Source organism: Paractinoplanes lichenicola (assembly GCF_016785085.1).
Classification (GTDB): Bacteria; Actinomycetota; Actinomycetes; order Mycobacteriales; family Micromonosporaceae; genus Actinoplanes; species Actinoplanes lichenicola.
The window spans coordinates 27807-52782 of sequence record NZ_JAENHO010000013.1 but is presented as its reverse complement, the minus strand read 5'-3'; the positions used below and the strand labels follow the sequence as shown (position 1 = coordinate 52782).

General features: G+C 72.0%; 27 protein-coding genes. 15 read left to right on the top strand and 12 right to left on the bottom strand.

What is annotated here, in order from left to right:
* Positions 1–20: 20 nt before the first annotated feature.
* Positions 21–614: a TetR/AcrR family transcriptional regulator gene (locus JKJ07_RS37925; RefSeq protein WP_202996828.1), complete on the bottom strand. Its 594-nt coding sequence runs from the start codon at positions 612–614 to the stop codon at positions 21–23.
* Between the two features lie 117 nt (positions 615–731).
* Here JKJ07_RS37925 and JKJ07_RS37920 point away from each other — a divergent pair, with 117 nt between their 5' ends.
* The 3 genes from JKJ07_RS37920 to JKJ07_RS37910 all read left to right on the top strand — a co-directional run bounded on the left by JKJ07_RS37920 (position 732) and on the right by JKJ07_RS37910 (position 4010).
* A complete protein-coding gene (locus JKJ07_RS37920) occupies positions 732–1142 on the top strand; it encodes a Dabb family protein (RefSeq protein WP_202996827.1) in 411 nt (136 codons plus the stop codon).
* Between the two features lie 41 nt (positions 1143–1183).
* On the top strand, positions 1184–1762 hold the full coding sequence (locus tag JKJ07_RS37915) for a TIGR03086 family metal-binding protein (protein WP_202996826.1): 579 nt from the start codon (positions 1184–1186) through the stop codon (positions 1760–1762).
* Positions 1763–1835: 73 nt separating this feature from the next.
* Positions 1836–4010: an esterase-like activity of phytase family protein gene (locus tag JKJ07_RS37910; protein WP_202996825.1), complete on the top strand. Its 2175-nt coding sequence runs from the start codon at positions 1836–1838 to the stop codon at positions 4008–4010.
* Between the two features lie 78 nt (positions 4011–4088).
* Here the strand turns inward: JKJ07_RS37910 and JKJ07_RS37905 are convergent, their stop codons facing one another.
* On the bottom strand, positions 4089–4430 hold the full coding sequence (locus JKJ07_RS37905) for a gamma-glutamylcyclotransferase family protein (protein WP_202996824.1): 342 nt from the start codon (positions 4428–4430) through the stop codon (positions 4089–4091).
* Positions 4431–4573: 143 nt separating this feature from the next.
* Between JKJ07_RS37905 and JKJ07_RS37900 the strand changes: the two genes are divergently transcribed.
* The 7 genes from JKJ07_RS37900 to JKJ07_RS37870 all read left to right on the top strand — a co-directional run bounded on the left by JKJ07_RS37900 (position 4574) and on the right by JKJ07_RS37870 (position 10525).
* Positions 4574–5590: a class I SAM-dependent methyltransferase gene (locus JKJ07_RS37900; protein ID WP_202996823.1), complete on the top strand. Its 1017-nt coding sequence runs from the start codon at positions 4574–4576 to the stop codon at positions 5588–5590.
* 9 nt (positions 5591–5599) lie between these two features.
* Positions 5600–6085, top strand: coding sequence for a pyridoxine/pyridoxamine 5'-phosphate oxidase (locus tag JKJ07_RS37895; protein ID WP_202996822.1), 486 nt, complete (start codon positions 5600–5602; stop codon positions 6083–6085).
* Between the two features lie 41 nt (positions 6086–6126).
* Positions 6127–6834, top strand: coding sequence for a hypothetical protein (locus tag JKJ07_RS37890; protein ID WP_202996821.1), 708 nt, complete (start codon positions 6127–6129; stop codon positions 6832–6834).
* A gap of 107 nt (positions 6835–6941) precedes the next feature.
* Positions 6942–7751 carry a class I SAM-dependent methyltransferase gene (locus JKJ07_RS37885; RefSeq protein ID WP_202996820.1) on the top strand — a complete coding sequence of 270 codons (810 nt, stop codon included), beginning with the start codon at positions 6942–6944 and terminating at the stop codon, positions 7749–7751.
* A gap of 97 nt (positions 7752–7848) precedes the next feature.
* Complete coding sequence (locus JKJ07_RS37880) at positions 7849–9252, top strand: PQQ-dependent sugar dehydrogenase (protein WP_202996819.1); 1404 nt, start codon at positions 7849–7851, stop codon at positions 9250–9252.
* 50 nt (positions 9253–9302) lie between these two features.
* Positions 9303–10010, top strand: coding sequence for a hypothetical protein (locus JKJ07_RS37875; protein ID WP_202996818.1), 708 nt, complete (start codon positions 9303–9305; stop codon positions 10008–10010).
* Positions 10007–10525, top strand: a complete 519-nt coding sequence (locus JKJ07_RS37870) for a CGNR zinc finger domain-containing protein (protein WP_307834614.1) — start codon at positions 10007–10009, stop codon at positions 10523–10525. The genes JKJ07_RS37875 and JKJ07_RS37870 overlap by 4 nt, the downstream gene beginning before the upstream one ends.
* Positions 10526–10538: 13 nt before the next feature.
* Here JKJ07_RS37870 and JKJ07_RS37865 read toward each other — a convergent pair whose 3' ends face one another.
* The gene (locus JKJ07_RS37865) at positions 10539–11537 is read right to left on the bottom strand and encodes an NAD-dependent epimerase/dehydratase family protein (protein ID WP_202996817.1); all 999 of its coding nucleotides are present in this window, start codon (positions 11535–11537) and stop codon (positions 10539–10541) included.
* A gap of 85 nt (positions 11538–11622) precedes the next feature.
* Here JKJ07_RS37865 and JKJ07_RS37860 point away from each other — a divergent pair, with 85 nt between their 5' ends.
* Positions 11623–12474: a helix-turn-helix transcriptional regulator gene (locus JKJ07_RS37860; protein ID WP_202996816.1), complete on the top strand. Its 852-nt coding sequence runs from the start codon at positions 11623–11625 to the stop codon at positions 12472–12474.
* Here the strand turns inward: JKJ07_RS37860 and JKJ07_RS37855 are convergent.
* From JKJ07_RS37855 to JKJ07_RS37830, 6 genes are all read right to left on the bottom strand, one after another.
* The gene (locus tag JKJ07_RS37855) at positions 12471–12866 is read right to left on the bottom strand and encodes an ester cyclase (RefSeq protein WP_202996815.1); all 396 of its coding nucleotides are present in this window, start codon (positions 12864–12866) and stop codon (positions 12471–12473) included. The two genes, JKJ07_RS37860 and JKJ07_RS37855, sit on opposite strands and share 4 nt — an antisense overlap.
* 46 nt (positions 12867–12912) lie before the next feature.
* Complete coding sequence (locus JKJ07_RS52015; protein ID WP_202996814.1) at positions 12913–13953, bottom strand: FAD-binding oxidoreductase; 1041 nt, start codon at positions 13951–13953, stop codon at positions 12913–12915.
* Positions 13954–14925: a CPBP family intramembrane glutamic endopeptidase gene (locus JKJ07_RS37845; RefSeq protein WP_202996813.1), complete on the bottom strand. Its 972-nt coding sequence runs from the start codon at positions 14923–14925 to the stop codon at positions 13954–13956. It lies immediately after the preceding gene.
* A gap of 3 nt (positions 14926–14928) precedes the next feature.
* On the bottom strand, positions 14929–15303 hold the full coding sequence (locus JKJ07_RS37840) for a nuclear transport factor 2 family protein (RefSeq protein ID WP_202996812.1): 375 nt from the start codon (positions 15301–15303) through the stop codon (positions 14929–14931).
* Between the two features lie 28 nt (positions 15304–15331).
* Positions 15332–15946, bottom strand: a complete 615-nt coding sequence (locus JKJ07_RS37835; RefSeq protein ID WP_202996811.1) for a hypothetical protein — start codon at positions 15944–15946, stop codon at positions 15332–15334.
* 117 nt (positions 15947–16063) lie between these two features.
* Positions 16064–16744, bottom strand: coding sequence for a TetR/AcrR family transcriptional regulator (locus tag JKJ07_RS37830; RefSeq protein ID WP_202996810.1), 681 nt, complete (start codon positions 16742–16744; stop codon positions 16064–16066).
* A 96-nt stretch (positions 16745–16840) separates the two neighbouring features.
* On the opposite strand from JKJ07_RS37830, the gene JKJ07_RS37825 reads away from it, so the two are divergent.
* The 3 genes from JKJ07_RS37825 (at position 16841) to JKJ07_RS37815 (ending at position 21134) form a co-directional block, all read left to right on the top strand.
* Positions 16841–18049: an FAD-dependent monooxygenase gene (locus JKJ07_RS37825; RefSeq protein ID WP_202996809.1), complete on the top strand. Its 1209-nt coding sequence runs from the start codon at positions 16841–16843 to the stop codon at positions 18047–18049.
* 80 nt (positions 18050–18129) lie between these two features.
* The gene (locus JKJ07_RS37820; protein ID WP_202996808.1) at positions 18130–18303 is read left to right on the top strand and encodes a hypothetical protein; all 174 of its coding nucleotides are present in this window, start codon (positions 18130–18132) and stop codon (positions 18301–18303) included.
* A gap of 32 nt (positions 18304–18335) precedes the next feature.
* The gene (locus tag JKJ07_RS37815) at positions 18336–21134 is read left to right on the top strand and encodes a helix-turn-helix transcriptional regulator (RefSeq protein ID WP_202996807.1); all 2799 of its coding nucleotides are present in this window, start codon (positions 18336–18338) and stop codon (positions 21132–21134) included.
* Here the strand turns inward: JKJ07_RS37815 and JKJ07_RS37810 are convergent.
* Together JKJ07_RS37810 and JKJ07_RS37805 are read right to left on the bottom strand one after the other, a co-directional pair.
* Positions 21105–21890 (bottom strand): MerR family transcriptional regulator, encoded by a 786-nt coding sequence (locus tag JKJ07_RS37810; protein ID WP_202996806.1) that lies wholly within the window; start codon positions 21888–21890, stop codon positions 21105–21107. The two genes, JKJ07_RS37815 and JKJ07_RS37810, sit on opposite strands and share 30 nt — an antisense overlap.
* A gap of 39 nt (positions 21891–21929) precedes the next feature.
* The gene (locus JKJ07_RS37805) at positions 21930–22598 is read right to left on the bottom strand and encodes a GOLPH3/VPS74 family protein (RefSeq protein ID WP_202996805.1); all 669 of its coding nucleotides are present in this window, start codon (positions 22596–22598) and stop codon (positions 21930–21932) included.
* Between the two features lie 119 nt (positions 22599–22717).
* On the opposite strand from JKJ07_RS37805, the gene JKJ07_RS37800 reads away from it, so the two are divergent.
* On the top strand, positions 22718–24178 hold the full coding sequence (locus JKJ07_RS37800) for an alpha/beta hydrolase (RefSeq protein ID WP_202996804.1): 1461 nt from the start codon (positions 22718–22720) through the stop codon (positions 24176–24178).
* Positions 24179–24189: 11 nt separating this feature from the next.
* Here JKJ07_RS37800 and JKJ07_RS37795 read toward each other — a convergent pair whose 3' ends face one another.
* A complete protein-coding gene (locus tag JKJ07_RS37795) occupies positions 24190–24951 on the bottom strand; it encodes a muconolactone Delta-isomerase family protein (protein WP_202996803.1) in 762 nt (253 codons plus the stop codon).
* Between the last annotated feature and the right edge of the window lie 25 nt (positions 24952–24976).

Genomic DNA, 24976 nt, shown 5'->3' with positions numbered 1-24976 from the left:
TGGCTGGATCGCTGCCGAACTCATCGAGGCCCGGCCCGCCAGCCCTGGAGGATCGCGGTGAGCGCCTGCTCGGCGAGCCGTTCGGTGCGGTCGGAGCTGAAGGAGTCGAGGCTGCCGAGCGAGGCGATGCCGTAAAGCGCGCCCCAGACGATCTCGCAGGCCTCGTCGGGCGCCGTCAGCGGCACGCCGTGCGTCTGCGACCAGGCGGTGAGCAGCTCCACCACGAGGCCGATGGCCGGCGCTGCGGCCTTCCGGCGGGCGTCAGCGCCGACCGTGGCGTCGTTCATGGCCTGGTAGAGGTGCGGGTGCTCGTTCGCGAAGCGCACGTAGGCGCGCGCGATCCGGATCACGCGCTGGTCGATGTCAGGCTCGTCGGCAAGCCGGCTGAGGTCGGCCATCAGGAGGCGGTACCCGTGCTCGATCAGCTCGAGCACGAGCGCGTCCTTGCCCGCGAAGTACTGGTAGACGATCGGCGCCGTGTATTCCACGTCGTTGGCGATGCGCCGGATCGTCAGCGCGGCGGCACCCTCGTTCTCCAGGACGGCCAGCGCCGCCTCGACGATGGCGTTGCGGGTGTTCGCCCGCTCGCGGGCGCGTCGTGCGTTGGTCGGCATGTTCGTCTTCTCACTTCTCCGTTCCGGCGAACGCTAGCCGCCCCTCTTGACCTTCTCCCGGACACGCCCTACTTTAACGATGTTAGGAAATCTAACCACGTTAGAAAGAAGCACGAGATGATCTACCACGTCATTCGCGCCGCGATGAAGGAGACCGCGTCACCCGAGCGGATCGAGGCGGCGCTGGAGAGCTGGCGGGAGACGGGCCGGTCGGTCCCGTCCGTACGCTCCTGGGTCGTCGGCCGCGACCACGGCGGCGCGTTCGAGTACGGTGCGACGTTCGTCTTCGACGACCTCGACGGCATGTTCGAGTTCCTGACCCACCCGGCGACGCTACGCACCGATCTGATCGGCCTCGAGCTGATCGAGAACATGCAGATCTTCGACATCAGTGACGACGACGATCCCTCGCTGGGCGACAAGATCGCCGAGCTGCACCGCCGTCGCAACGAGCTCAGCCCTGAGGTCTCCGGCCTGCTTGCCGACGTCCCCACGTATCTCGGCGCCGGCGTCGACGAGCGGCCGTAACGGCCCCCGCCGCCTGACCCGGAGCGGCGTAGAGTGCGGGCATGGCGTACGCGGTTCTCAGCACGTCGTTGCAGGTGTTGCGCGAGGTCGCCGGCCGCGTGACCAAGGATCAGCTGGACAATCCCACTCCCTGTGCGGAGTGGACCGTGACCCAGGTGCTGTTCCACGCGGCCGGCGACCAGCTCGGCTGGGCCTCGATGGTCGCCGACAGCCCCCTGCCGACCTGGGATCCGTTCGCGCCGCCGGCCACGCTGGACGGTGAGGTGGCCGACCTGATCGAACCCGCGCTGCGGGCGGCCACCGCCGCGTGGGATTCGGTGGAGCCGGGTGCGGAGTCGGTGCGGACGCCGTTGCCGCCGTTTCCGACCATGGCGCCCGAGCTGGCCGCCGGGGCCTGTGCGCTGGATGCCGCGGTGCACGCCTGGGACATCGCGGTGGCCACCGGCCGGCCGAGCCCGCTGACCGCGGCCCTGGCCGAGCAGCTGCTGCCCGCGGCTCACGCCACCGTGGAGCCGCTGCGGGGCTTCGCGTACGCGTCGGCGGAGGCGGACCTGCCGGACGACGACGCGGCCGCCCGCCTGCTGCGCTACCTCGGCCGCGACCCGTTCTGGAACGCCTGACGTTCACTGCCTGGTGACCATCGAGCGGCAACGATGGCACGCTGTGTTCCCGCCGTTGTTGCACGGTATCCACGTGACGACATTCTCACGACAAGTAGGCGCGGCCGTCCTGCTCTCGGCGCTGGCCGTGGTGCCGGCCTCGCCCGCCGCGGCGACCACCCCGAAATCCTGCGGGCCGGACGCCTCGCTGCTCGGCGTCTCCGACGCACTCGACAAGACCACCTTCCAGGGCACTCAGGTCGCCGGGTTGTCCGCGCTGGCGCCGACCCGCGGCTCGCGGGCGCTCGCGCTGGTCGACAACATCGGCACCACCCCGGCCCGCCTCTACGACGTGGACCTGGCCAAGCCGGCCGTCCGCGGGGTCACCTTCCTGACGCGGCCGGACGGCACGGCATACACGGGAACTGATTTTGACGGTGAAGGGCTCGTGGTCGAGCGGTCGGGGAAGACCGTGCTGGCCAGCTCCGAGCGGGAGCCGTCGATCCGGCGGTTCCGGCTCAGCGACGGCAAGGAGATCGCCTCGCTGCCGGTGCCGGCCCGGTTCCAGGTGACCCCGGCCGGGCAGGCGGCGGTCAACCAGACCTTCGAGGCGCTGACCGCCACCCCCGACCACCGGGTGCTCTACGCCGGCATGGAGGGTCCGCTGGCGGGCGACGGTGACGGGCACCGGATCATCCGGTACGAGAACGACAAACCCGTTTCCCAGTACGCGTACCGCACCGACCCGGCGCTGGGCCTGGTCGAGCTGGTCGCACTCGGTGACAACCAGCTGCTCGCCCTGGAGCGTGGCTTCACCGCGGGCGTCGGCAACACCGTACGGGTCTATCGGGTCTCGGCGACCGGCGCGCCCGACGTGACCGGGGTCGAGTCGCTGACGACGCTGACCGACCCGCGCGCCTGGCTCGGCAAGCAGCTGCTGGTCGACCTGGTGACCTGCCCGCCGTCCGGCGCGACGGCGAAGCAGCCGCAGCCCAACCCGCTGCTCGACAACATCGAGGGCATGGCGCTCGGCGACCGGCTGCCCGGCGGCCGGCGCGTGCTGCACCTGATCTCCGACGACAACGGCAGCGCCACCCAGATCACCCGGCTCTACACGCTGGCCGTCACGATCCGCCCGGAGGCTACGCTGCGGAGCCGCGCGATCCTGTCCGCGACGGCCTACCAGCCGGGCCCGGTCTCCGGCACGCAGCTGGATCCCGCCCCGGTCAACGGCATCACCGCGCCCTTCCCCGGCCAGCCGATCCCCGGTTTCTCCGCCGTGATTCCCGCGTACGCCGGTGACCGCTCCGGCAAGCACCTGCTCGCCATGCCCGACAACGGCTTCGGCGCGAAGAACAACTCGGCCGACTTCCTGCTCCGCGCGTACCGCATCGACCCCGATTACCGTACGCACAAGGTGAATGTCCGCGGGTTCATCAGCTTCCGCGACCCCGGCCGCAAGGTGCCGTTCCCGATCGTCAACGCGAACACCAAGGACCGGCTGCTGACCGGGGCCGACTTCGACATCGAGTCGCTGGCCCGCGACTACCGCGGCGACCTGTGGCTGGGCGAGGAGTTCGGGCCGTACCTGGTGCGCACCGACCGCACCGGCAAGGTGCTGCAGGCCCCGATCCCGCTGCCCGACGGCGGCAAGTCGCCGCAGTCGCCGGACCTGGCGCCGGGGGAGACCGCGACCGTGCCGGCCAGCCGCGGCTTCGAGGCGATGGCGGTCAGCCCGGACGGCAAGACGCTCTACCCGATCCTCGAGGGCGCCCGCACCGACGACGCCGACCAGCGCCGCCGGATCGTGTACGAGTTCGACGTGCGCGCCAACCGCTACACGAACCGCACGTGGACGTTCCGCGTCGACGACCCGTCCCTCGTGGTGGGCGACGCCGCGGTGCTCGACGGCCGCCGGCTGCTACTGATCGAGCGGGACAACGCGATGGGCCCGCAGTCCGTGGTCAAGCGCCTGATCGTGACGGACCTCGACAAGGCCGACGCCAACCGTGTCCTGCCGCGACGCACCGCCGTCGACCTGATGCGCATCGCCGACCCGTACGGCGTGTCCACCCCGGCCCGCCCGAACGAGTACGGCGTCGGCCCGCTGTTCTCGTTCCCGCTGCAGTCGGTCGAGTCGGTGCTCCCGCTGGCCGGCGAGAAGGTCCTGGTCGCCAACGACAACAACTTCCCCGGCAACGACGGCCGCATCCCGGGCCGCGCCGACGACACCGAGCTCATCGTCGTCGACGTACCCGGACTGCGCTAAGACATCGGACGCGAGCGGGCCCTGTCCAGTTGACTGGTCAGGGCCCGCTTCGCCGCGCCCCAGTCGCGGTCGGGCCGGTCAGGATTCCCCGGCGCCGACGTACACCCAGGCGGTGGCGCCGGACGCGAGGGGCGCCTCGACGCGTTTGTAGTCGTCGACCTCGTATTCGTCGGCGCGCAGCAGGTCGTCGTCGGTCAGGTCGAGGACCGCGCCGTCGACCGTGTCGGCCGGGTTGCCGGTGGCCCGCAGGATCGGGTGGTGGGTGTCGCCGCTGACGGCGATCACCGCGGGATCGGTGATCTGCAGCAGCTCGAGCCGGAAACCGGCGATGCTGTCCGGGCGGGTCACCAGCTCGCGCCCGAAGGTGGCCTGCTGCACGGCGGGGTAGCGGAGGGTTCCGTACGAGAACAGCAACGGCATGATCAGTGATCTTAGCCGTCGCAAGGGGGTGCGCACCTGCGAGTCAAAAGCGCCATCAGTAACAGTACTTACGGCGTAGATCGGCCACTATCAGCCGCATCTGCGGGATGGTGATCTGTGTCTTCGGCTCGCATGATGGGGCTATGAGCGTTGACGAGGCGGCACTCACAGCCGAGCAACGAGCCCGTTGGACGACCGTTCTGGACCACCTCATCGCCGCCCTGCCGGGCGAGAGCTGCCTCGTTCTGGTGGACGGTGCCGACGATCGGGCGGCGTTGTTCGCCGACGGTCTCGCCGCCCGGCTGCGGGGTCGGGGCCGCCGCGTCGCGCGTACGGTCGGGTCCGGCCCGGCGGGTGCGGTCACGGTGGTGGACGGCCGCGGATGGCGCGAGCGTCTCCCCGACGACGCTTGGCACATGACGGTGTGGGTGCGCGGCCCCTCCGGCGAATATCGCGGCGAGGGTTGCGACGTCGTCGTCGACCTGCACGATCCGGGCTGGCCCGTGCTGCGCGAGATGAACGCCGCCCTGCTACCGGCCGAGGGGTGGTATCGCACCGAGTCGCGGGCGTTCTTCGCCATCCGGGCCGCCACGTGGGACGTCAAGTTCGGTGCCGACCTTCCGGCGTACGCGGACGCCGTGGCCGAGGCCGCGCTGGCGCCCGGTGGTGTCGCCGTCGATGTCGGCTGTGGCACCGGCCGGGCGCTGCCGGCTCTGCGCGCGGCGACCGGGCCGAGCGCGACGATCATCGGCATCGACCACACGCCGCAGATGCTGGCCGCCGCCTGCGAACGCGCCCGCGACAGTGCCGCCCGGCTGCTGCTGGCCGACGCCCGTCACCTGCCCCTGGCCGACCGCAGCGTGCACGCCGTGTTCGCGGCCGGGCTGATCAACCACCTGCCCGACCCGGCCGGTGGGCTGGCCGAACTGGCCCGCATCACCCGGCCCGGCGGGCGGCTGGTGCTCTTCCACCCGTCCGGCCGCGCTGCCCTGGCGGCCCGGCACGGCCGCAGACTGCGCCCCGACGAGCCGCTCGCCGAGCACCTGCTGGGCGACTCCATGGACCGCACCGGCTGGCAGCTCACCACGTACGACGATCCCGAGCACCGGTTCCTGGCCGTCGCCGTCCGTCTTGACCTGGACCCCGGGGTACGGGTTTAGCGTCCTCGCATGAGGGACTTCCTGCGCGGCCTGCCCGTGTTCGCCGGTGACCTGCCCGTCTTCGACACGGACAAGGCGCCGGAACGGCCGGACGAGTTGTTCGCCGCCTGGCTCGCCGAGGCGGTCGATGCCGGCGTACGGGAACCGCATGCCATGACGCTGTCCACGGTCGGGGCCGATGGCATCCCGGCGGCGCGCGTCCTGATCCTCAAGAACGTCGACGAGCACGGCTGGCAGTTCGCCGCGCACGCGGACAGCCCCAAAGGTCAAGATCTGGCCCGGCATCCGGCGGCCGCCTTGACTTTCTACTGGCCGGCGCGGGGTCGCCAGATCCGAGTCCGAGGACCCGTACGGCCTGAGCCCGCCGACCGCAGCGCCGCCGACTTCCTGGCCCGGCCGCCGGGGTCGCGGGCCGAGGCGTCGATCGGCCGTCAAAGCCGGGTCCTGCCCGACCGCCGTACGCTTGACGCCGCCGTGGAGCCCGCCCGCAGGTGAGCCGTGATGCGATCGTGAGGGACGGCCCGATCCCAGCGGGGATGCAGCACCAGCGGCTCGCCGTCGAGGGCGGCGGCGGCCACAGGCCGGGGGATCGGGACCGCAGGGCGGCGATGGCGGCGGTTCCCGGGCCGCAGAATCTCGACACCCTGACCGTTGCCACCCGCCCGGACGGGGGCACGCGCCGCGGCGTGGTCATCAGCTTCGACCGCACCAGCCGTACGGCGACCGGTGCGAAACCGGCCGCGGCGACCCAGTTCGTCTTCCTGTTCGACCGTTCGGTCAGCTTCGACCCGGCGAAGTTCCCCACCTGCGCCCGAGCCGTGCTCGAGGCGGACGGCCCGGACGGCTGCCCGCCCGGCTCACAGGTCGGCCGGGGTGCCGCGACCTCGTATCCCAGCGGCACCGCCGACGTGCTCGTCTTCAGCACCCGCTACGCGAACGGCCTGCGCGGCGTGCTCATCACCGTGCCGGCCAACGGGGTGATCCTGGAGAACACCTTCGAGCGCGTGACCGGCCCGTACGGGAAGGATTTTCGGTGGGCCTCCGACGAGTTGCTGCCCTCGGCGCTGCCGCCAGCCGAGCGCGGCGCCACCACCCGCTTCCAGGTGTCTTTCGGCGCGGCCAGCACCGACCCGTACGGGCGCACTCACAGCTTCGCCGAACGCCGCGGGCCGGCCGGAACCTTCGGCCTGTGGAGCCGCTTCACGACCGGCCAGGTGCTGCTGCTCACCGACCGGACGACGTAGCGTCGGACGCCGTGACGGTCTTGGAGCGGGTACGCCCGTCGCCGCCGACCGTTAGAGCCACCGAAATTGAGTGCCGGGCGTCGGAGCGGCACCCGTAGCCTCTGTGGGTGAGCGACAGCAATGACTACGTGAGGCTGCGAAAAACCTTCAACGAGGACGCCGAACGGTACGACCGTGCGCGGCCCCGGTACCCGGCACAGATGTTCGATGATCTCGCTGCGGCCGGAGCTGCGCCCGGTGCGAGGGTGCTGGAGATCGGTTGTGGCACCGGGCAGGCGACCGTGTCGCTGGCGGAACGGGGCTACCGGATCGTGGCCGTCGAGTTGGGCGCGGAGATGGCTGCTGTGGCTCGGCGTAACCTGGCCGGCTCCGGCTCCGGCTCGGTGGAGGTCGTGACGGCAGCGTTCGAGGAGTGGCCCTTGGCCGCGGAACCGTTCGACCTGGTCTTCTCCGCGACGGCGTTTCACTGGATCGATCCGGCCGTGCGGGTCTCGAAGTCGGCTGACGCCTTGCGTCTCGGTGGTCTGCTGGCCACCGTGGGAACCCGCCACATCGCCGGTGGCACCTGGACCGAGGCGTTCTTCGTCGAGATTCAGAAGCTTTACGAGCGCTTCGATCCGTCGACCCCGCCGGGCCTGCGTCTGGAAAGCGCCCGAGACATCCCGCAGGATGCTCGGGAGCTGACCTCGTCGGAGCGGTTCGGGCCCGCGAGCTTCTACCGATACGAGTGGGAGTTGCCGTACTCGACGGCGGACTACCTGGATCTGCTGCTGACCTACTCCGGCCACCGTGCCTTGCCGGACGCGCGGCAGAGGGCATTGCTCAGCTCCATCGCGCGGCTCATTGACGTCGACTACGGGGGCCGAGTCGTCAAGCGCTACCTGACTGAGCTGAGGGTCGCCGAACGTGTCCGGTGAAGCGCTGAGCACCGATCCGTCCGCATTGACGTAATTCGATGTATTGAGGCAGTATGGACGGCCACTGTGGGAGCGCTCCCCGGATGTGGAGGTAGTCATGCGTCGCATGATCGTCGTTGGCGGTGCCGTGGCCGCGTTGGCTCTGGGGGCGGCGCAGCTCGCTGTCAGTTCGCCGGCCGCCGCCCTCGAGCCCGACCTGGCCAACCCGCAGGTGGTCGCGACCGGCCTGACCGTCCCGTGGGGCCTGGGCTTCCTCCCGGACGGCAGCGCGCTGGTGGCCGAGCGCAACAGTGCTCGCGTGCTGCGGGTGACTCCGGGCAGCGCGCCGACCACTGTCACCACCATCGCCGGGGTGGCCGCCACCGGCGAGGCGGGCCTGCTCGGTCTGGCCGTGTCGCCGACCTTCGCCCAAGACAATTTCGTGTACGTCTACTTCACCGCGGCATCCGACAACCGGATCGCCCGGTTCCGGCTGGACGCCCCGCAGACCCAGCAGGTGATCCTGAGCGGGCTGGCCAAGGCGAGCATCCACGACGGCGGGCGGATCGCCTTCGGCCCCGACGGCATGCTGTACGCGGGGGTCGGCGACGCCAACGTGACGGCGAACGCGCAGAACCAGCAGAGCCGCAACGGCAAGATCCTGCGGATGCGCCCGGACGGTGGGGTGCCCGCCACGGGCAACCCGTTCCCCGGCTCGCTGGTCTACAGCCTCGGTCACCGCAACCCGCAGGGCCTGGCCTGGGACGCGCAGGGCCGGCTGTACGCCGCCGAGTTCGGCCAGAACACTTGGGACGAGGTGAACCAGATCGTCGCCGGTGGCAACTACGGCTGGCCCGTCGTCGAGGGCCGCTCCGACGACACCCGCTACCGCAACCCGATCGTCGTGTGGAGCACCGCCGAGGCGTCGCCCAGCGGCGCCGCCATCGACGGCCAGACGTTGTACGTCGCCGCGCTGCGCGGTCAGCGGCTGTGGTCCGTACCGCTGGACGGCGCCGGGGGAGCGGGCACGCCGGTCGCTCTGCTGCAGGGCCGATACGGACGACTCCGTACGGTGGAACGCGCGCCGGACGGCGCCCTGTGGGTGACCACCAGCAACCGCGACGGCCGGGGCACCCCGACCACCGGCGACGACCGGATCCTGCGCTTCCCGCCCCTGGGTGCACCCACCACGCCGCCGCCGGCCGCGGCCTGTTCTTTGCGCTGGGCGGCCGACCAGTGGGGCAGCGGCTTCACCGCGAACGTCAGCGTGACCAACCTCGGCGCCGCCCGCAGCTCGTGGACGCTGACCTTCACGTTCCCCGGCAACCAGCAGGTCACCGGCGCCTGGAACGCCGCGGTCAGCCAGGCGGGCGCCGCCGTGACCGCCCGCAACGCCGGCTGGAACGGCGCGCTGGCAACGGGCGCGACGGCGACGTTCGGACTGCAAGCCACCTACAGCGGCACCAACGCCGGCCCGACCGACTTCCGCCTGGACGGCACCCCCTGCGCAGTGACTTCCTAACCGCCGTATGGGCTTGACTGGTTAGCATCTTGAGGGCAGGATCTCTGCTTGTGAAGAGTTCGGCATCGCCGCCCGTCCCGTCAGCCGCGCCCGAGCTGCGGGCCCAGGTCCTCGGGGCCGAGCACTGGAGCCTGCTGGCGACCAAGAGCGCCATCTGGCAGGAGATCTTCAGCCGGACCGGCACCTTCCTCGCGATCGTCTCGGCCACCGTGGTCGCGCTTTCGCTTGTGGTGCAGGCCACGGGCTTCGGGCCGAACTTCCGCGTCATCGCCCTGCTGGTTCTGCCGCTCGTCCTGCTTCTCGGCCTGGCCACGTGCGCGCGGCTGATGGAGGCGGACATCGAGGACGCCTGGATGGTGATCGGCATGAACCGGCTGCGGCACGCCTACGTCGACCTCGTCCCCGGGATCGAGCCGTATCTGGTGACCGGCTACCACGATGACGAAGCCGGCCTGCTCCAGACGTACAGCTTCCGGCGTCGTATCGGGGCGACGCATCTGTTCGCCGGTTCACCCGTCATCGTCGGCATCGTCAACGCGGTCATCGGCGGCGTGCTCGCGGTCATCATCGGCCAGGCGCTCGGTGTCTCTACCTGGGTGCAGGTCGCTACCGGAATCGTTGTGGCGTCGGCGGTCGCGGCATTGCTGGTCTCGGTGTTCGTCCGGCGGCTGCGACGGTTCCGGCGCGAGTTCGTCCCGCGGTTCCCGCATGCAGCGGAAAGCGAGCGGCCCACGTCGGGGGCGGAGAGCGAACGGTGACTGCCGAGACGGACGAGGGCCTGCTGATCGCGTTGGCCAACACCGGCCACGAGGCGTCCGACGAGCTGGCCGACCCGCGCAGCACCCGGGCCTGGTGGGCTGAAGTCACCGGCGAGCCGGCTCAGGCCGAGGGCGACGCGCTCGATCGCCTGCGCGCAATGCGCACGTTCATCAGGCAGCTGGCCTGGGGTAACAACGGAGTCGTGACCGAGCAGGTCGCTGCCCCGCCGACGGAACTTGCCCTGCGCGCCGAGTTCGACGGCGACCAGGTCAGCCTGCGGCCCGCCACCGCGGAGGCTTCGACCGATCTGATCAGCGCCGCCGCGCTTACCGCCCTGATCCGGGCCATGGCCCGGCCCGGCTGGGCCCGGTTCAAGGCGTGCCGGGCCCTCGACTGCGGGTGGGTGTTCGTCGACACCAGCCGCAACGGCTCGCGGCGCTGGTGCGACATGGGTGACTGCGGCAACCGGGCCAAGGGGGCGGCGTTCCGGGCCCGGGCCCGCACGGCACAGTAGCCGCACCGACTGGTCAGACCAGGCCGAGCTCGAGCAGGCTGTGTGCGGTGTCGGTCACCGACTCGGCGGCCGGGCGGGTGCGCCAGCCGAGCAGCTTCTCGGCGTGGGCGGAGCTCAGGTTGCTGCGCACGCCCAGGCTCGGGGCCAGCTGGTCCATCTCGGCGTTGAACGGCGCGGCGGCGCGGACGACCCAGTTCGGGAGTTGCCGGAGTGAGACCTTCGCCGCGGCGGGGCCCAGCCGGTCGCGCAGGATGGCCGCGATCTCGCGGAACCAGAGGAACTCGCCGGCCGCGATGAACCGTTGCCCGGCCGCGGCGGGGGCGGTCATGGCCTCGGCGTGCAGAACGGCCAGATCCCGTACGTCGACGATCGGGTAGCCCATGCGCGGGAGCACCGGCATCTTGCCGCTCAGCATCAGCCGGATCAGCCCCACCGAGGGGGAGAGGTCCTCGTCGAGCGCGGGCCCCTGGATGTTCGCGGGCAGCACGGTGGTCAGCTCCGGTCCGTCCGGCCACTCGCGGATCAGGCGCCACGCGTCCCGCTCGGCCAGCGTCTTCGCCCGCGGGTAGGCGTAGCGGCGCTGGTCGGGCAGGTCGGTCCAGGTCCTCTCGTCGGCCGGAGCCCCCGGTACGGCGGGCATCGCGGCCGCCGTCGACGAGGTCACCACCACCCGCCGCACCCCGGCGCGCCGTGCCGCCTGCAGGACCCGGCGGGTGCCGTGGCGGGCCGGGGTGGTGATGTCCTGCCCGCGATGCTCGCCGACCGGCATCGGTGAGGCGGTGTGCACGACGTACGTCATGCCTTCGGTTGCCGCGTCCCAGCCGTCGTCGCTCAGCAGATCCGCGGCGACGAACGATAGATCCCCGTCAACCCCCACCTTCCCCCGTACGGCATCAGCCCGCCGCAAGCTCCGCAGCGTGGCCCGCACGCGGTAGCCCCGGCCGAGAAGTTCCCGTACGACGTAGCCCGCCACAAAACCGGATCCCCCGGTGACCAGCACTGATTCGCTCATGCCGCAACCGTGGCGGCCCCGGATTCCGGTAACCAGAGACCGGTAGTCCATGGCTGAGCCGCTCACCCGCACGTAGCCTCGGGCCATGGACAAGCAGGCGCTGGCGGCGTTTCTTCGCGGCCGCCGGGAGCGGGTCAGGCCCGAGGACGTGGGCCTGCCCGTGGGCAGCCGCCGCCGTACGCCGGGGCTGCGCCGGGAGGAAGTCGCCCAGCTGGCGATGATCTCGGTCGACCACTACAGCCGCCTGGAGCAGGGCCGCGGCCGGCATCCGTCGCGGGCGGTGCTGAACGGGATCGCCCGCGCGCTGCGGCTCTCCGGGCAGGAACAGGAACACTTGTTCCGGCTGGCCGGGCAGACCGAGAGCCGCACCAGCGACGGGCCCGCCGAGGACGTGCCGGCCGGCACCCTGCGGCTGCTCGACCGCATGAACGACGCCGGCGTCGTGGTGATCAACGGCGCCTGCAACGTGCTGGCCTGGAACCCGCTGGCGGCGGCGCTGTTCGAGGACTTCTCCGCGCTGGGCTCGGGCGACCGGAATCTCGTACGCCGGTTCTTCCTGCATCCCGACCCGTCCCGGCGGGGCTACGGCATGGGCCCCTCGCCGCAGTTCGCCCGGGCCGCGGTCAGCTACCTCCGCGTGGCCGCGACCCGCTATCCGCACAACGACGAGATCCGCGACCTGATCCGGGACCTGCTCGCCGCCAGCACCGAGTTCGCCCGGCTCTGGCACGAGCAGGAGCTGCACATCGAGCATCACAGCCGGCAGGTGATCGACCACCCGGCGGTCGGCCGGCTGGAACTCGACTTCGAGATCCTCACGCTGCCCGACCGCGACCAGCAAGTGGTCCTGTTCACGGCCGAGCCGGACTCACCGGTCTACCGCGCCCTCGAACTCCTCCGCGTGATCGGCACCCAAGACTTCTCCACTCCCCGCTAGCCCCTCGACAGCTGCTCCCGAAGGGCGTCGAGGTCCCACACGTTCGACATCTGAACGAACTTGCCGTCCCGAACCCGGTACGTCGTGATCTCGTGGACCTCGATGGACTTGCCGTTCGGCGCCACCCCGAGCCACTCCTTGACCGGGGTGCCGCGGTGGATGGCGTGAGTGCCGACGGTGTCGCCGCTGACGACCGTTCGCACGACCTCCACCTCGAGGTCGGGAATGGCGTCGGTGATGCTCTCGAAGTTGGCGATCCCCTGCTCACGCGTCACGGTCTCCCCGTGGGCGAGAACGGTGTCGTCCAGGAACTCCCCGACGCGGTCCCACTGATGCGCGTTGATCACGTCGACATAGCGGCGGTAGAAGTCCAGGATGTCGAAATCTGACATGTGCTTTCTTCTTTCTTCTGTGGGCCTGAGCGTCAGGCGTCGCCGTTCAGCGCCGGGGCAGGGAGGTCGCGGAGAACACGTTGGCCGGGTCGTACGTCTGCTTCGCGATGAGCAGGCGGTCGGTGCCCGGACCGTAGGCGGCGTCGGCCTGGTCCTGGTCGTCCGGCCCGATGAGGTTGACGTAGCCGCCCGGCAGCGAGTGCGGCTCGAGGGCGGCCGACACGTCGCGGGCCCACGCGGCATGCTCGCCGGGAAGGCCGGGCGTCCACACCGCGGCGATCTCGGCCACGAAGTGCGGGGTCCGGTAGGCGAAAGCCGTCGCCGCCGAATCAACCTTTGTGGACGGCCCGCGGAGCTGGTTGATCGGGATGCCGGACATCGGGGTGGTCAGGGTGTCGCCCGCGTGCACCAGGGCGCGTGCGACGTCCGGGGTGATGTCCGGGACGGTGCGGGTCCGCATGGCGACCTGCCGGCCGGCCGGGGTCAGCGTCTCGTAAAAGGTCATCAGGTCGGCGTAACCCATGTCGGTGACCTGATTCGACGTCAATGTGCCCAGACCCGCGAACTTGTCGACCTCGGCCCGGCCCTCCGCCGGGTCGCCGCACCAGACGGGCAGGGCGAACAGTCCCGGCTTCCCGGCCGGTGAGGTGAAGACGCCGAGCTGGGTGGTGAGGGCCTCCGGCGCGGCATGCATGTAGCTCGCCAGCAGCGGGAACAGCTGCTCGGCCTCCTCCCAGGCGAAGAAGAGGATGCCGGCGGTGAGCCGCACGACGGGATGCAGCCGGACCCGCAGCTCGGTGACGACACCGAAGTTGCCGCCGCCGCCCCGGATCGCCCAGAGCAGCTCCGGCTCATGGGTCTCGTCGGTCTCGACGATGCGACCGTCGACCTCGATCCTGCTCAGGCCGCGGATGTCCAGCACGAGCCCGCCGTCGCGGACCGACCGGCCGGCGGGGTCGTGCCCGCCCGACCGCACCGACAGCGCCAGCTCGCCCCGTTCGACGACGGCCCGCGCTACCTGCTCGGCGGTTGCGGGCCGCACCACAGCCGCGGGCCGATGCCGGACGGCTCCGTTCCACACGTCCACCTAGTTCTCCATCTGCTCGAGACGCCGGTCCGCGGTCAGAGCCGGTCCTGACTTGCGGGTGCACCACCAGACGACGGCGGTGATGACGATGACCGTGAGGGTGGGGATGAGCTGGTACGGCGAGCCGGCTCCGGCCGAACGGTCCGCCGTCGCGCCGCCGAGGTCGACTCGCAGGGCGGTGGCCAGGAGGAAGGTGAACGTGTTGAGCACGGCGTGGAGCATGACCGCGATCTCCAGCCCGCCGGTGCGCCACGTGATGACGGCCAGCCCCGTCCAGAGCACGAAATACCAGACGATGATGTACGGATCTGTCGAGCCGTGGACGGCGGTGAACAGGATGCTCGAGACCAGCACCCCGGCGATCAGCCCGGCTCGCGGGCTGCGGGTCCAGCTTCCGATGACGCGGAAGATCAGCCCCCGTACGCCGTACTCCTCGCCCGCCGATTGCAGCGGGGTCAGCAGCATCGTGGCGATGAAGATGGCGACGAGGTCGGTCTGTGACCACGGCGACTCCTCGCCGGGCTGGAGCGCTCCGAGGAGGTTGACGACCAGCCAGACCGGACCGAAGACCAGCAGCGACTTGCCGAGCAGGTCGAAGCGGAACCGCGACGTCACGGAGTGCAAAGACGCCCCGGGTACGCCGTACAGCCACCGCTGAATCAGCATGCTCCACGGGATGAGCAGGGCGAGCGAGGCCATCGAGGCGGCGTGGTAGAGCGGCGTGTAGTCGGTGCCGCCCAGGATCGGCGGGGTCAGGCCCCTCTGCTCGTCGATCAGCGCGGCCGCCCGGCCGATGACCGTCGGGAAGACGACGAGCCCGGCCAGCAGCAGGAAGATCGCGAGGAGGCCGCGCCCGATCCGGCGTTTGCCGCCCGCCAGCACCCGGTGGTATTCCACGCCGGCCGGAACCGACGGCCCGTTGCGGGGCTCGCCCGGGGTCAGCAACCAGCTCTGCTTGAGCATCGTGGTCATCGGTCAGCCCGCCCGGCGGGTGAAGGTGTTGTGCAGCTCGACCATGCGGCCGTCCGGGCCGAGGGTCGCGTGTTCGATGCCGGCGACGGTGATGACCGCGCCGTCGATCGTGCGGGCCGCGCACACCCAGTCCATCGTCTCCCGGCCGTCGGGCAGCACCCTGGAGTTCCAGTAGTGCTTGATCGCGGTGTGGAAGGTGATGAACCCCTGGTAGAGCTCGCGGATGGCCGCGGCCCCGCGGATCGGGGTCCCGTCCAGCTGCACCACGGCGTCCGGATCGAACAAGTCCAGCAGTTCCGGCAGGGCCGCCTTGTCGGCAACCGCGCGGTCGGTCGCGATGAGGTAGCGGTCGAGCGTGAGAAGCGATGTCTGGCTCATCGGCGATGTCCTTCGGGGGTCGAGACAGTCAGCTGCCGGGTCGCGCCGGCGCCGGGCCGTTGTCGACGAACGTGTAGACGGTGCGCAGCGGGGCGTCGGCCAGTTCCTCGGCGATCAGGCCGCGTTCGGGGGTGATCTGCAGGTAGGCGCCCTGGTTGCTGATGCCGTAGCCGTCCGCCTCGGCCTCGGGCGCCTTGCGGACGCGGAACAACTGCCCGTCGCGTCGGGTGTCGCAGGCGGCCGCCACGACGGTCAACGGGTCGGCGCCGTTGTTCTTGACACCCATGCAGGACGGCTCGCCGCCGGCGCCGGCCTTGGCCGTACGGATCTGGTGGAGCCCGTCGCGGACCGGCGCGAAGACGAACAGCGTGAAGTCGGACGGCCCGTCGGTGAGGTTGAGCCGGCCCTGCCCGTCGACCGCCAGGACGCCTTCGGGGCCGCCCGCCGGCCGGATGACGACCTGTCGCCGGCCGCTCAGAATCGGGCCGTAGTCGCTGTTGCCCGACGTAGCAGTGGCGGTGGGCTCAGGGCTGGCCGTGGCCGTGGCCGCGACCGACGTCGACGCCGGCGCCGGCGTTGTGGCTGCGACGTCCGTCGAGCTCCCCGAGCCGCACGCGTATTGGGTCAGCGCCAATCCGGTCACGAGTAGCACGCTGATGGAGCGGACGCAGGACATCGCAGTCCTCGCGGGTCGTTTCGAGCTGGTCGGCTGCACTGATGCATTGAAAACCGTGTCCACAGCACACGGTCAAACCGGGAACTAAGCCGGGCGTTCGTGCGGCCGGAGCCGGGCCGTTGTGGGGCGGTCGGGGGCGGCGGCGGCGACGATGGCGTCGATCGCGTCCTCCAGGGCCTCGAGTGCCTCGGGGATCGCGGCGTCGGCGGCGGCGCCGGGCCGGTCGTAAGCGGACGACACGAGGTGGTCCAGCGCCGTCAGGATCGTGTCGCGTTGCTGCGGCTCGCCGAGCCCCCGCACCAGCGCCCCCGTCATGGCCACCTCCATGCCGGCGATGATGTCGCCGGCATCGAGGTCAACCACCAGCCCGTACGACCGCAGGACCTCGATGATCCGGCGGAGCGCCCGGCGCGGGGCGGTGGCCAGGGCCGGAACCTCCGTCAACTGGTCGACCAGCAGCGGCGCCGTCGACGGGCGGCCGAGGCTGGCGGCGATCTCGTGCCGGGCGATGGTGCCCAGGCTGAGCCGCAGCTCGTTCCGCCGCAGGCCGGTGGTCAGGGAGGCGAGCGTCTGGGCCACCTCGAGGCCGACCACCGCCTCGTACAGCCGCGCCTTCGAGGGCCAGTAGAGGAAGACCGTCCCTTTGCCCACGCCGGCCCGGGCCGCGATGTCGTCGACCGTGGCACCCTCGGCGCCGACCGCGCGGAACTGCGCCCGGGCCGCGGTCAGGATCACCTCGGTCCGGTCCTGCGTCGGACGCGCCACCTCGCGACCTCCTCTTTCGTCACCGCGCATGCTATCGAAGCATGTTTTTGACCGTGATAGCATTCTGGTCAATAACCTATCCGCGGGGGAACGGACATGACCACGCACCGCGCTCTGATCGTCGGCACCGGGATCGGGGGACTGGCCACGGCACTGCGCCTGCACGACATCGGCTGGGAGACCGTGATCGTGGAACGGGCCGCCGCACGCCGCTCGCCCGGCTATTTCATCGCGCTCTTCGGCACGGGCCGGGCCGCGGCCGAGAGGCTCGGCGTGCTCGACGCCATCGGCAACCGCCTGGGCGACGACACCCGCAACTTCGACATCGACCGCTCCGGGCGGCGCCGACCCGGGATGGGGCACGGCGACCTGCCCGGCGCGCCCCGGCTCGTGCTGCGCGGCGACGTCGAGTCGTCCCTGTTCGACGCGGTCTCCTCGTGGGCCGGGATCCGCTACGGCACCACGCCGGTCGGCCTCGACGAGCATGCCGACGGCGTGGACGTGACCCTCAGAACCACGACCGCGGCCGGCGACACCGAGGTCACCGAGCGGTTCGATCTCGTCGTCGGCGCCGACGGCCTGCGGTCCACGGTCCGGCGCCTGCAGTTCGGCCCGGACGAGGACTTCCTCCGGCCGTTCCACCACATGATCGGCGCGACCATCCTGCAGCGTCCGGTGGCCGGCTTTCGCTCCGGTGACGGCTTTGTGCTGGCCGAGCCGGGGCGGTCGGCCTGGGTCTTCCCGTTCGCCAACCACCAGCCGGGCGTGCTGTTCAACTACCGAACGACCGACGAGCAGGCCGAGTTCGGCCGGCCCGCGCCCGAGTCGATCCGCCGGGCGTTCGGCCCCGAGCCGCTGGGGCCCGTGCTGGAGGATCTGGTGCAGCAGTTCGAGGCGGCCGACGACGTGCTGTTCGACGCCGCCTATCAGGTCAGGATGCCGTCCTGGCACACCGGCCGGGTCGTGCTGCTCGGCGATGCCGCCTGGTGCCTCACCCTCTATTCCGGCATGGGCGCCAGCAGCGCGCTCGCGGGCGCCGACCTGCTGGGCACCACGCTGCAGCGCAACCCCGGCGCCCCGGCCCGGGCGCTGCGGGAGTGGGAGCAGAAGCTGCGGCCCTTCATCGGCGCCGTGCAGACGACGGCCCACAAGGACCTGGTGATGTTCGTGCCGCAGACCCGGCGCGACCGTACGGCCCGCACCGTCACCCTGTCCCTGCTGCGCAACCCCCTCGCGAAACGCGTGATGAGGGGTGTGATCGCCCAGCAGTTCCGCGAGAAGTCGCTGGATGTGGCGGGAGTGTGAGCAGCAATTTGACCGATTCAACCGAGGCGCGGCCGGGCCAGCCTCAAGGGAACGACTCACGGACCTTTCTGGGGGAAGCCATGACATCGACGCCCACCGAGCCGGCCGGCCGCCCGGCCCCGTCCGGCTGGTGCGCCGCCGCGCTCGCGCTCCTGATGGCCGACGCGCTGCAGGAGCGCGGCGACCGGGGCGCCAAGCGTCCCGGCGGCGCGGACCGGCCCGCCGCGCGAACGGGGAACGACACGCTCGCTTGACCCTGTTCCAGGAACACGGTTTCTAATCGGGTGTGGACGTCGACGAGCGCGGCCTGGTCGGACGGGCCGGCGAGCTCGCCGCCCTGGGCGCCTTCCTGGCGGAGGCCGCCGAGGACGGCGCCGCGATGCTGCTGGCGGGGGAGCCGGGCATCGGAAAGACGGCGCTTCTCGACCTGGCCGCCGAGCGGGCCGCGGCCCTGGGCCGGCGGGTCGTCCGCGGCGGCGGCGTCGAATACGAGACCGAGATCGGCTTCGCGGGCCTGCACCAGCTGGTCGGCCCGCTCGCGGCCGAGCTGGCCGCCCTGCCGGAGCCGTCGCGGTGCGCGCTCGAGGTCGCGCTCGGCTTCGGCGCCGGCCCCACGCCGGCCGAGATGGCCGTCCTGCACGGCGCCCTCTCGCTGTTCACCCTGGCCGCCCGCGACCGCCCGCTGCTGCTCGTCGTCGACGATCTGCACGCGCTGGACCGGCCCAGCCGGTCGGTGCTCAGCTTCGTCGCCCGGCGCGCGGCGGGGCGGCGCATCGGGGTGCTCGCGGCCGTCCGCAGCGGAACCGCCGGCTCGCACGGTCTCGACCTGCCCGAGCTGCGCGTGCTGCCGCTGCCCGACGCGGCGGCCACCCGGTTGCTGGCCGAGCGCTTCGCCGAACTGCCCCGCCGCGCGACCGCGACCGTCGTGCACCAGGCGCAGGGCAACCCGCTGGCGCTGCTGGAGTTCGGCGCCCTGGCCGGGGTGTCGGGGGCGATGCGCGACACTGTGCCCGGCGTCGGCCCGGCCAGGGACGTGCGGGCCCTCTACGCCGCCCGCGTCGCGCGCCTGCCGGCCGAGACCCGCGACTTGCTCCTGCTGGCCGCCCTGGAAGGCTCCGGCGACCTCGGGGTGCTCGAGGCCGCAGCCGGCTCGGACGCCCTGGACGCCTTGGGCGCCGCCGAACGCGACCTGCTGGTCCAGGTCACGGTGGACGGGCGCGCCGTGCTGTTCCGGCATCCGCTGGTCCGGTCGGCGGTGGTCGAGGGCGCCACCTCGGAGCAGCGCCGGGCGGCCCATCGCCGGCTGGCCGAGGCGCTGATCGACCGGCCCGAACGCCATGCCGATCACCTGTCGATGGCCATCGCGGTGCCCGACGAGCGGGTCGCTCAGCTCGTCGAGGACTGGGCCCGGCTCACCCTGCGCCGCGGCGACGTGCTGGGGGCGATGGACCGGCTGCGGCGGGCCGCCCGGCTCAGCCCCGACCGGGCGGTGGGGGACCGGCGGCTGGCCCACGCCGCGTACATCGGGGCCTCGGTCGCCGGTCACCTCGAGCTGTCCCACCAGCTGATGCGTGACCTGCGGGCGACCGCGGAGGCGGGGCTGTCCCTGCCCGCGGCCGCCGCCCGGGGCTATCGCGAGCTGATGGTCGAGGGTGACGTCGCGACCGCCCATCGCATCCTGGTCGAGGCCCTGGCCGCGCTGCCCGCCCTTGGGTGCGCTGCCCGCCCTGGGTGCGCCGCCCGCCTGGGTGCGCTGCCCGCCCTGGGTGCGCTGCCCGCCACGGCCGCCACCGATCTCGACGAGCTGTCGCCGGCCCTGTTCACCCTGACGCTCGTCTGTCTGTGGGCGGGCCGCACCGAGCTCTGGGCGCCGCTGCAGAAGGTGGTGGCGCCGTTCCCGCGGGTCTCGGCCAGCTCGCCGGTGTCGATGGTGCGCATCCTGGAGGACCCCGGCGCCGTCCCGGACGAGCTGCTGCGCGACCTCGACGATCAGCTCGCGCGGCTGGCCGAGGTGACCGACGCCGACGTCATCATCCGGACCGCGCTGGCCGCCTCCTACCTGGATCGGCTGCCCGGCTGCCACCAGCTGCTGACCCGGGCCGTGCAGGACGCGCGGGACAGCGGAACCGTCGGCGGCGCCCTCCCGTCGCTGGTCATGAGCACGCTGGACGACCTCTACGCCGGTCGGTGGGGCGCGGCCCAGGCCGCGGCGGCCGAGATCGTCTCGCTCGGCCGGGACACCGGGTATCACTTGTTCAGCCACATCGGCCGCTACATCGTCGCCCTGCTCGCGGCCCAGCGGGGTGACTCCGCCACGTGCGCCGCCGAGTCCCGGATTCTCCTCGACTGGGCCGGACCGCGCGGCCTCGGGCGGCTCACCCGGTGGGCTCATCAGGCGCTGGCCCGCGACGCCCTCGGCGCCTCGGATTTCGAGACGGCCTATCGCCACGCGACGGCCATCACCGCGCCGGGCGAGCTGCCGCCGTTCAACCTGGAGGCGCTGTGGACGGCGCTCGACCTGGCCGAGGCGGCGCTGCGCACCGGCCGGGCCGACGCGGCGCGCGCGCACGCGGCGGCGATGCGCGCGACCGGTGCCGCGCGCGTCTCGCCGCGCTTCGGGCTGATCACCGCCGCGATGACCGCCTTGACGTCGCCCCCGGCCGAGACGGCCCGCCATTTCGACGCGGCCCTGGCGCTGCCCGGCGCCGAGCAGTGGCCGTTCGAGCTCGCCCGGGCCGAGCTGGCCTACGGTGAGCAGCTGCGGCGGCAGTCGCTCAAGGCGGAGGCCCGGGTCCGGCTCGCCGCGGCCCGCGACCGCTTCGAACGGCTCGGCGCCACCCCGTGGGTGCGGCGAGCCACCAGCGAGCTGCGGGCCACCGGCCGAGAGCGCCGGCCCGGGGAGGCCCTGACCCCGCAGGAGCGGGAGGTCGCGGAGCTGGCCGCCGCGGGCCTGACCACCAAGGAGATCGCCGCGCGTCTGCTGCTCTCGCCGCGGACTGTCTCGGCCCACCTGTATCGGATCTTCCCCAAGCTCGGCATCAGCTCGAGGGCGGCCCTACGCGACGCGCTCGGCCGCGACCGATAGCGCGCCCAGCTGCTGCCGGGCCAGCTTTCCGGCCCGGACGAGCACGTCGAGCTGGGCGGCGTTGTAGAGCTCGACCACCGCGTCGACGAAGGTCTGCCGGGTGACGCTCTCGCTCTTGACCAGGCGGCCCGCCGGGTCGCTGAGCCACGGGTAGGCGGCCAGGTGCCGGGCCAGGGTCGGCGCGAGCCGGTCGGCCAGCTCCCGCCGGGTCGCCTCGCCGGCGTCGGGCGCCAGCGCGTCGAACTCCTCGTTCACGGGATCGGCGCCGGCCTCGACCATCTGCCGCAGATCGTTGCGGGCGTCGTCGTCGCAGAGCTGGCTGACGACGTGGAGCAGCGAGTTGTCGGAGGCCGACAGGCGTGGCGCGAGCGACTCGAAGCCGGCCGGCGCGTCCGCCGCCGCCCCGTCGCGCAGGATGACGGCGATGTCGGAGCGCACGCGGCGCAGCCGGTCGAGCTCGGCCGCGAGGCTGACGTCGAGCCGGCGCAGCACCTCCGGCCCGACCTCGCCCTGCTCACCGGCCGCGCGGATCTGCGAGAGCGGCACGCCCAGCTCGGCGAGCCGCCGGACGCGCAGCAGGCTGATGAGGTCGTGCACGCCGTACTGCTTGTAGCCGTTGTGCTGGCGCTGTGGCTCCTCGAGCAGGCCGAGCCGGTGGTAGTGCCGGATGGTGTTCACCGTCGTGCCCGCCAGATCCGCGAGCTCACGGGTGCTCCAGGCCATGTCGGCGCCTTCCTGAGCCACACGGTTCGACACGGCCATTGGACACCCTGTTCCCACCACAGGGTCAAGGGGTCAACGCAGGACGGCGGCCGCGACGAACAGGTTGGCGGCGAGGGCCACGGCGACCGATCGGCCCACCGCCTCGGCCACGACCAGGGCGGCCCAGTGGTCCCGTTCCAGCTGCTCGGCCCGGGCGGCGACCGCGGGCGTCCAGGGGATCCGGGGGTCGAACGAGCGGAGCAGACCGCAGGCCGACAACAGCGCGGCGACGGCGACGATCCGGTCCGGCGCCCCGGCCTTGCCGACAAGCGTTTCCCGTACGGCGGAAAGCACGCGCTCGCGGTGGCCGGAGTCCCGCGCCGCGAGCTCGTGCAGGCCGACCGAGCCGAGCGTCCCGCGCGCCGGACGGTGCAGGTCGCCCCGCCGGACGAGCCGGTCGAGCAGCAGCACGCGCAGGCTCGGCCCGAGCACGGCCAGCACCGCCTGCGCCTCCCGGGGCCGCCCGGTCAGCTGGTCCCAGGCCGACCGCAGGACGTCGTCGGCCGGCGGGCACCCGGCGATCGCCTCGACCCGGGTGGAGCCGCCCCGGCCGGGCACGGTCCGGACGTGACCGCCGAGGCCCAGCTCGGCCAGGACGGCGCCGGCCAGGGCGGGGAAGAGCAGGTGCTCGCCGGCGGCCGGCAGCACGGGCGCCGGTCGGCACAGGAGCAGCAGCAGGTCTTCGCCCACAGTCGGTGTCATCGCACTGTCCTTTCGACGATAGGGAGCAGACGATAGGGAGCAGTGAAGACCGTGTTGTCCCGACATGGTCAAGCCGGGAGTTTGACTGTGTGGCCTGAACACACTGTCCACTCGGCTGCGTGAAGACCAAGCGACATGGTGCGGGCCCGGGACTGGCCCTGACAGTGACGATCGGCCTCGCGGGCGTGTGGGCGGCTCCCGTCGCCTCCGCCGCCCCGCCCGCCTGGGGCGCCTGCCCCGAGGCGATCGCGGCGGCGGCCCCGGGGATGCAGTGCTCGACCGTGACGGTGCCGCTGGACTATCAGAAGCCGGCGGGGGAGAAGATCGAGCTGACGATCTCACGGATCGCCAGTGCGAATCCGGCGAAGCGGCGCGGCGTGCTGCTGCTCAACCCGGGCGGGCCGGGGGTGAGCGGTCTGACCATGCCGTCCGACCTGGTCAATCGGGGGATCCCGAACAGCGTCCTGGACGCGTACGACCTGATCGGCCTGGACCCGCGCGGGGTCGGCCACTCGAGCCCGGTCGACTGCAAGTTCACCGTCGAGCAGAACTATCCCGGCAACGTCCCGCCGTGGGCCGAGGACGCCGCCACTGTCGCCGCGGATGCCAAGGCGGCCAAGGCCGTCGCCGACCAGTGCGCGGCCAACGACACCGGCAACCGGATGGCCCACATGTCGACGGCCAACACGGCGCGCGACCTCGATCGGATCCGCAGCGTCCTGGGCGAGGAGAAGGCCAGCTTCTTCGGCGCCTCGTACGGGTCGGCACTGGGCGCGGCGTACGCGTCGATGTTCCCGCACACCACCGACCGGGTCCTCCTCGACAGCAACCTCGGCGACACGGCTTTGACCCGGGAGAGCCAGCGCCGGTACGGGCTGGGCATGGAGCAGGCGTTCCCGGGGTTCGCGCGCTGGGCGGCGGACCGGCACGACGCGTACGGGCTGGGCCGGACCCCGAAGGACGTGCGCCGGACCTACTTCGCGCTGGCCGAACGGCTCGACGAGCAGCCGGTGGCCGGTCTCGACGGGCGCTTCTTCCGGCAGTTCACGTATGTCAGCCTGTTCAACAAGACGGCCTACGGCATCCTGGCCCAGTTGTGGCAGTCGCTGAACGTGCCCGCCCAGGCCACCGAGACGGCCGCCGCCGCGCAACCGCACGCGCAGTCCAACTTCCTGTCGGCGTACCTGGCCGTGGCCTGTAACGACAGCGTCTGGCCGAGCGACGTGGCGGTGTATCAGCGCGACGTCGCCGAGGACCGCAAGAAGTTCCCGATGTTCGGCGCGGCCGCGGCCAACATCAGCCCGTGCGCGTTCTGGTCCCGCAAGTCGCCCGAGCCGCAGGTCGAGATCAACGACAGGGGCCCGGCCAACATCCTGATCCTGCAGAACCGCCTGGACTTGGCCACGCCGCTGGTGGGCGCACAGCTCCTGCGGCGCGACTTCGCCCAGCGGTCCCGCCTGGTCACCGTCGACGACAACCAGCACGGCGTCTACGTCTTCGGCGGCAACGCGTGCGCCCTCAACGTCGGCACCGCCTGGCTGGTCGACGGCAAGCTCCCCCGCGACAGCAAGTGCCGCTAGGAACGCATCGCTTATAAGCGTGTGCGGTGGGCCCGTTCCGCGTCGTCCGGAGGCGTGGTCGGATAGATGTCGGCGTCGAAGAACCGGAAGAACGGGAGGGTTTCCAGCGTCGCCATCGCCTCCTTCTCGTCCGCGGCGATGACTTCGAGGAACGTCGCCCGGCGGGTGGGGGAGAGGTGATGAGCGCCGACCTTGCCCTCCGCGCGCAGCGCCGCCAGCCGCCGGTGCTCGTCCTCCCGCGCGGCGGTGAACTCGTCGAGATCGGTGTCGGCGCGGAGGGTCGCGGCCACCATGAACGTCTGGGTCGCCCGGCTCGGGGCCGGCTCGGCGGAGATCTCGGTGGCGTACCGCGACCAGAGCGGCGTCATGGTCTCGGCCGTCATCGGCCGGCCGGACTCGACCATTTTCTTGAGGTCGCGGAAGTACTGCACGTACAGGTCCGGGGTGAAGGTGGAGAGGATGACCGCCGGCTCGTCGCCGAGGGCGGCGAAGGTGTGCGGTGCCCCGGGCGGGACCAGGACCCACGTGCCGGGTTCGGCGTCGCGGATCTCCGGCCCGACGGTGAACCGCACGGTGCCGGAGAGCACGTAGAAGCCCTCGTCGTGCTGGGCGTGGCGGTGCTGGATCGGGCCGGGGGTGTGCGGGGGAACGGTGATGTGGCCGATGCCCAGGCGGTGGGCGGTGTGACTGCCGTCCTCGAGGATGCGGATCTGGGCCGGCCCGTTGGCGATGAGCTCACCCTCGCCGGGGCGGACTACGGAGATCTGAACCATGACGAAGCCTCCTGATGTCGCGACG